The following is a 5,243-nucleotide window of genomic DNA, read 5'->3' as shown; positions in this document are numbered from 1 at the left end:
AGCGCTACATGGGCTGGTTCGACGGCAACCCCGCCCACCTGTGGGAGCACCCGCCCACCCAACTGGCCCAGCGGTACGTGGAGGCGGTCGGCGGACCGGCCGACGCCCTCGCCAAGGCCCGCGCCTACGCCGAGGACGGCGACCTCCGCTTCGCCGCCACCCTCCTGAACCACCTCGTCTTCGCCGATCCGGACAACCAGGAGGCGAAGGACACACTCGCCGGGGTGTACCAGCGGCTCGGGTACGGTGCCGAGAACGCCACCTGGCGCAACTTCTACCTGCGCGGTGCCCAGGAACTCCGACAGGGCGTCACCGGAGAGGTCGTCGACCTGGCCAACCCCGAGATGGTGATGGCGCTGACCGTCCCCATGCTGCTCGACTCGATCGCCATCGCGATCGACGGCCCGCGCGCCTGGGACGACGAGCTCGTCATCGACCTCGTCCTCACGGACGGCCCCACGGCCGCGGGCGCCCGGTACCGGCTCACCCTCCACAACGGCGCCCTCACCCACCGCGAGGCCACCGCCCCGCCCCGCGCCCCCGCCGGCCTCACTCTCACCCTCGGCAAGGCCCAGCTCCTCGGCCTGCTCGCGGGGAAGGGCGTCGACGACCTGGGCATCGGCACCGAGGGCGACCCGACGCTCATCACCCGGTTGCTCTCCCATCGCTCGAAGCCCGATTGGAACTTCCCGATCATCACCCCCTGACGGCTCCGACACCCCGAGGGCAAACCGGTGAGCGCACCGGAGCACTTCATGGCACAGGCGGCCGCGGAGTACGTCTACGACGGCACGCCGATCGACCGCCTGGCGGAGTGCTTCGGTGCCCTCGGGATGTCCGTCGGACCGGAGGGCAAGGTCTTCACCGGCCCGGCCATGGACACTCCCAACGGCGGCCCGTGCCTGCCCCCGCCCCCGACCTGAGGTACGTGTACGTCAACAAGACTTTGGCGCGGATGACAGGGCTGCCCGCCGCAGACCATGCAGGCCCGCACGCTCACGGAGGTCATTCCCGGCACCGACGCCCGCGAAGACCTGCTGCGACACGTCCCCACCGACGGCCGGCCCGCCAGATCACCACCCACAGCCACACACGCGGCGCCCCCAGCAGCCGGCGCCGGTTCCGGCACGGCTGCTACCACCGCCTGCACCCCATGGACGGTACGCGGGCCGGCCGCGGTGGCGGTCGAGGCCAACCAGAGGGAGTGGGCCCTGGCCGTCCCTGGCCCGCACCGCTCATCGCCCGCGGCCGCTCTCAGGCGCCCCAGCGCGCCTCCTCCCCGAGGAGCGGGAGCGCCTCGCGAACCTCGGGCCTGGCCGCAGGCCCCGTCCCCCTCCGGGCCCATCTCGCACCCGGCACCGAAGACGACATCGCCGTTCTTGCCACACGCATCTGCCCCCTGACCCTCCGACGGGGACACGAAGCGCCAACCACCAAGCCGCCGTCACCAGCCTGGTCGCGGCCATCGCGCGCACGAACCACAGCAAGACGGACCAGGAATCGCGCGAGTGGACGCCGCCGCTCCCGAACTTCCACTGCCGGTCCGTCTCCGAGCCGATCGCAACGAAGTTCCACTGAGCCTTGAGCGCGGACCAGGCCGAAGCAGAGGTGAGAGGTGCTCACCGTGTACACGGAGGCCGGCGCGGAGCAACAGCCGGCCCCGGCAGGCGACGGCCCCACCTCACCCCGCCCTTTCCGAAGTCCCGGGCGCCGGCCGACCGACGGACACGTCCGCGTCAGGCGCTTCCTGGTGAGGGAACGACGAAGGAAGGATCGGGGAGCCCCGAAGGAGCCTGAATGACCCAGAAGGGTCCCAAGGTCCGACCGTGCCAACTCCACCCCGCCTCAACCTCGTTGATCCCGATTCCTCCCTCCGTCCCGGTCCGTGGAACAGTCGGCGGAGAGCCTTGACCCCGCCGGACGGCACCTGATTCCCTCACACCCATGCATCCCCGGCGCCCGCTGTTCACGCGCCGACGTCACGTCGATCTCGTACGGACGTCGGGCGCGCTCTGTCGCCTTCCGCGCTGACCCCCGCGGCCCCGCTCCGACACGCCTGGCCGCGGCCCCACCGGCTCACCGTGTCCGCACGGCCGGAGCCGCCCGCGCGCCGCTCTCCCCCCGCACCACCGCTCCCTGCCCTTCCCCTGCGGCCCTGAGCCCCGAGGCCTTGGCACACGGGTCCGAGCGCGGGAGCTCCCCGCCGTGCGCGCGGCCCCCTCCCGGCTCGCCCCGTGCGAGTCCCGCCAGCCCGGAAGGACCCCGTCATGCCCGCCCCGCTGCCCGTCCCGCACGCACGCCCCCGCACCCGGCGCCGCCTGCCGGCCGCCGCACTGTTCTCCGTCCTCGCCCTCGCCGCGGGAGCCCTCCCCGCAGGCGCCGCCCCGATCGGGGCCGCCGCCTCCGTACCCGTACCGCCGCACAACCCGTACGCGGGCCCCGACGGAACGGCCACCATGCACGGGGACACCGGCTCCTCCGACACCACCCCGCCGGCCGGGCCCGGCGCGGGCGCCCTGTCCTCGAAGCGGACGGCCCTCGCCTCGGCCTGCCCCACCGTCCTGGTCGGCTCCGACGGCCTCCCCGTGGTGCTGTGCACCCCGATCTTCGGGCAGGTGCCGACCGTCCACCTCCTGGACCCGGCGACCGGCGCGTCCCTCACCTCGCTCGAACTGACCAAGGGCTCGCTCCTCGGCGGCGTCTACGCCCACCTCGACCACGAGGACCGGCTGGTCGTCGTGGACGGCAGCCGCAGCCTCCTCCGCGTCGGCCACCACAGGGACGCCTCCGGCGCCTGGCGCCTCTCGGTCGACCGACGGCTCTCCCTGACCGCCGCCGTCCCCGACGGCGACGCGGTGACCGGCCTGTCGCCGGACTGGCGGGGCCGCGTCTGGTTCGCCACGGGCGGCGGAACGGTCGGCCTCGCCGACGACCGCACCGGGCAGGTCGCGTCACTGCGACTGCCCGCCGGGGAGCGCGTCGCCAACAGCATCTCCACCGCCCCCGAGGGCACCGCCGTGACCAGCACCCACGCCACGTACCTGCTGACGGCGGACGACGACGGCGTACCCCGGACCGTCTGGCGGCAGGCGTACGACCGGGGGCGGGCCCGCAAGCCGGGGCTGCTGAGCTGGGGCAGCGGCTCCACCCCGACGTTCCTCGGCCCGTCCTCCGGGACCGAGTGGGTCGCGATCGTCGACAACGCGGACACGACCGTCCGCCTGAAGGTGTACCGCACGGCCGACGGGAAGGAGGTCTGCTCCTCGCCCGTGCTGGTCGCCTCCGGCGGCCCCGGCAGCGAGAACTCCCCCGTCGGCGCCGGCACCAGCGTCTACGTCGCCGGCACCTACGGCTACCCGTATCCGGCGCTCCCGGACGGTGCGGGCCCCTCCGACCCGTCGTCGGCGGACTTCGCCGGCGGCCTGACCCGGGTCGACGTACGCCCCGACGGCACCGGCTGCACGGTCGTCTGGGACAACGCCCTGCGCTCGGCGGCGGTCCCGAAGCTGTCCACCGCCACGAACACCCTCCACACCGTGGTGCGCGACCCCCTCATCCCCGGCACGAAGGGCACGAGCCTCCTCGACCCGTACCGCTACGTACAGATCGACCCGGCCACCGGGCGGGTCGTCCGCTCCCACCAGGTCGGCATCGGGTCGCTGTACGACACGCTCCAGATGGCCGGAACCGTCGCCCCCGACGGCGCCTACCTCCAGGGAACCGTGACAGGGGTCCTGCGGATCACCGCGAGCTGACCCTCGGTCTCCTGAGTCGGAAATTCTGTTCAGATGTACAGGCGTGACGTGCGGTCCGTACGGGCGGCTGAAAACCGAGTTGATCCTGCCGGAAGAGGAACGGGCCGCGCTCGAAGAATGGGCGCGGCACCGTTCCACGCCACAGGCGTGTGGACCCTGAGGTGCCGGATCACCCTGGTTCCGGGCTCCTGGGTGCATGTCCAGCAGTCGCGCGTTTGCCGCGGCGGCGCGCAGATGGGCGGAGGACAGGTGTGCCTCGAACTGGCTGCCGGCCTCTTCCAGCGTGGCAATCCGGTCGCCGTGCTCTTCGCCTGCCGGATGCGGGCTGAGAAAAACTGTTGGAGTTCTACCAGCGGCTGCCGGGTACGAAGCCCTGGATCAGGACGGCACGGTCTCCTACTACAACACGGAGACACCCCTGGCCGATTACTACAGCGCCGCGCTGGAGGGCGTGGACGTGGTCGATCCGCCGGAGACCCTCGGCACCTACTGGCACCTCTTCTCGGAGGCGTCCCCGCCTGCCGGGATCCTGTACGACGAGAAGACGAAGACCAGCTACTGGTGCCCGTACTTCGTGGTTCCCGACAACGACGCGGCGGTGGCGGCCCTCAAGGCCGGCGCGGAGTCCACCGAACCGGCCAGGGACGAGTCCTGGGGGAAAGCAGCCGAGTTGACCGACCCGCTGGGCAACCCGTTCGGAGTGTTCTCGCGGCCGTAGGGCCACCGCCCCCGCCAGGGAGGTACTCGTCCCCTGCCGCAGCCACCCGCGCGCGGGGCCCTTCACGCCCCGGCTCGGTCTCGCGGCAGGTGAGGCGCAAGCCCCCGGCGGGTCCAGGGCCCGTTCGAGGGGATACTCGGCCGGGGTTTGCCCGGCAGAGCACCTCGCGTGCCCGGCCACCGGGCTCGGCCACGAAGCGGGCCAAGGGTCCGCGGACCTGCCGGAGCGTTGGTCCTATTACCAACAACCCACCCACCAAAGAGCCATCCCCGCGGGCGCGGGGAGGACGGGTCGCCGCCGCCGGCGTGGTTGGCGCGGCCGGGTCCATCCCCGCGCGGGCGGGGAGCAGTCTTCCTGACCTGCAGTTCTACCCGACACCGGCCCGCTCCCTTGGGGCGTTTTGCGAAAGTGGCTGAAGATGCGGGGTGTTGCTCAGAGGCTGCGGATGGCCTCGGTCAGGTCGGATCCGTACGAGCCCCAGCAGATCACCGAGCCGTCATCGTCGAGCTGCCCCATGAACCACTCGCCGTCGTCCCTCACGAGACACAACTCGTGGAACGCGAGAATCACATCGGGCCGGAGCGGTTCGTAGTCGCCCTGACCGGCTGTCTCGACAACTACGAGTCGATCGACGGAGAGCGGGACGGCGCTAGGGTCTTTGGAAAGAGCGCGCACGCGCTCGATCGTCCATCCGGCGGGAAGTCCTGAGTTCATCGGGGCATAGTCCCAGCAGGGCGCCCTCACAGCCACTCGTCAAGGAACGCGACCAG

Annotated in this window: 6 protein-coding genes; 5 read left to right on the top strand and 1 reads right to left on the bottom strand. The window is 72.2% G+C overall.

Features of this window, described 5'->3' with window-relative positions; genetic code table 11:
- The 5 genes from IE321_RS40680 to IE321_RS43365 all read left to right on the top strand — a co-directional run.
- Positions 1-707, top strand: a 707-nt coding sequence (locus tag IE321_RS40680; protein ID WP_308439757.1) for an alkyl sulfatase dimerization domain-containing protein, incomplete at its 5' end; no start/stop codon positions are given.
- Between the two features lie 27 nt (positions 708-734).
- Positions 735-923 carry a hypothetical protein gene (locus IE321_RS40675; RefSeq protein WP_190226665.1) on the top strand — a complete coding sequence of 63 codons (189 nt, stop codon included), beginning with the start codon at positions 735-737 and terminating at the stop codon, positions 921-923.
- 1,021 nt (positions 924-1,944) lie between these two features.
- Entirely contained in the window at positions 1,945-2,031 is an 87-nt protein-coding gene (locus IE321_RS43295; protein ID WP_350813881.1) for a putative leader peptide, read from the top strand.
- A gap of 236 nt (positions 2,032-2,267) precedes the next feature.
- On the top strand, positions 2,268-3,755 hold the full coding sequence (locus tag IE321_RS40670) for a hypothetical protein (protein WP_190226664.1): 1,488 nt from the start codon (positions 2,268-2,270) through the stop codon (positions 3,753-3,755).
- Positions 3,756-4,206: 451 nt separating this feature from the next.
- On the top strand, positions 4,207-4,473 hold the full coding sequence (locus tag IE321_RS43365) for a VOC family protein (protein ID WP_190226663.1): 267 nt from the start codon (positions 4,207-4,209) through the stop codon (positions 4,471-4,473).
- Positions 4,474-4,905: 432 nt separating this feature from the next.
- On the opposite strand, the gene IE321_RS40660 is transcribed toward IE321_RS43365, so the two are convergent.
- On the bottom strand, positions 4,906-5,187 hold the full coding sequence (locus tag IE321_RS40660; RefSeq protein WP_190226662.1) for a hypothetical protein: 282 nt from the start codon (positions 5,185-5,187) through the stop codon (positions 4,906-4,908).
- Positions 5,188-5,243 lie beyond the last annotated feature (56 nt).

Source organism: Streptomyces hydrogenans (assembly GCF_014656075.1).
In the GTDB taxonomy this organism is placed as follows: Bacteria; Actinomycetota; Actinomycetes; order Streptomycetales; family Streptomycetaceae; genus Streptomyces; species Streptomyces hydrogenans.
Note: the sequence above shows the minus strand (reverse complement) of the source record. Positions and strands in the feature narration are given on the sequence as shown.

Excerpts from the sequence above, each read along its gene's own strand:
- IE321_RS40660 (WP_190226662.1), bottom strand. The coding sequence starts at position 5,187 with ATGAACTCAGGACTTCCCGCCGGATGGACGATCGAGCGCGTGCGCGCT.
- IE321_RS40670 (WP_190226664.1), top strand. The coding sequence starts at position 2,268 with ATGCCCGCCCCGCTGCCCGTCCCGCACGCACGCCCCCGCACCCGGCGC.
- IE321_RS43295 (WP_350813881.1), top strand. The coding sequence starts at position 1,945 with ATGCATCCCCGGCGCCCGCTGTTCACGCGCCGACGTCACGTCGATCTC.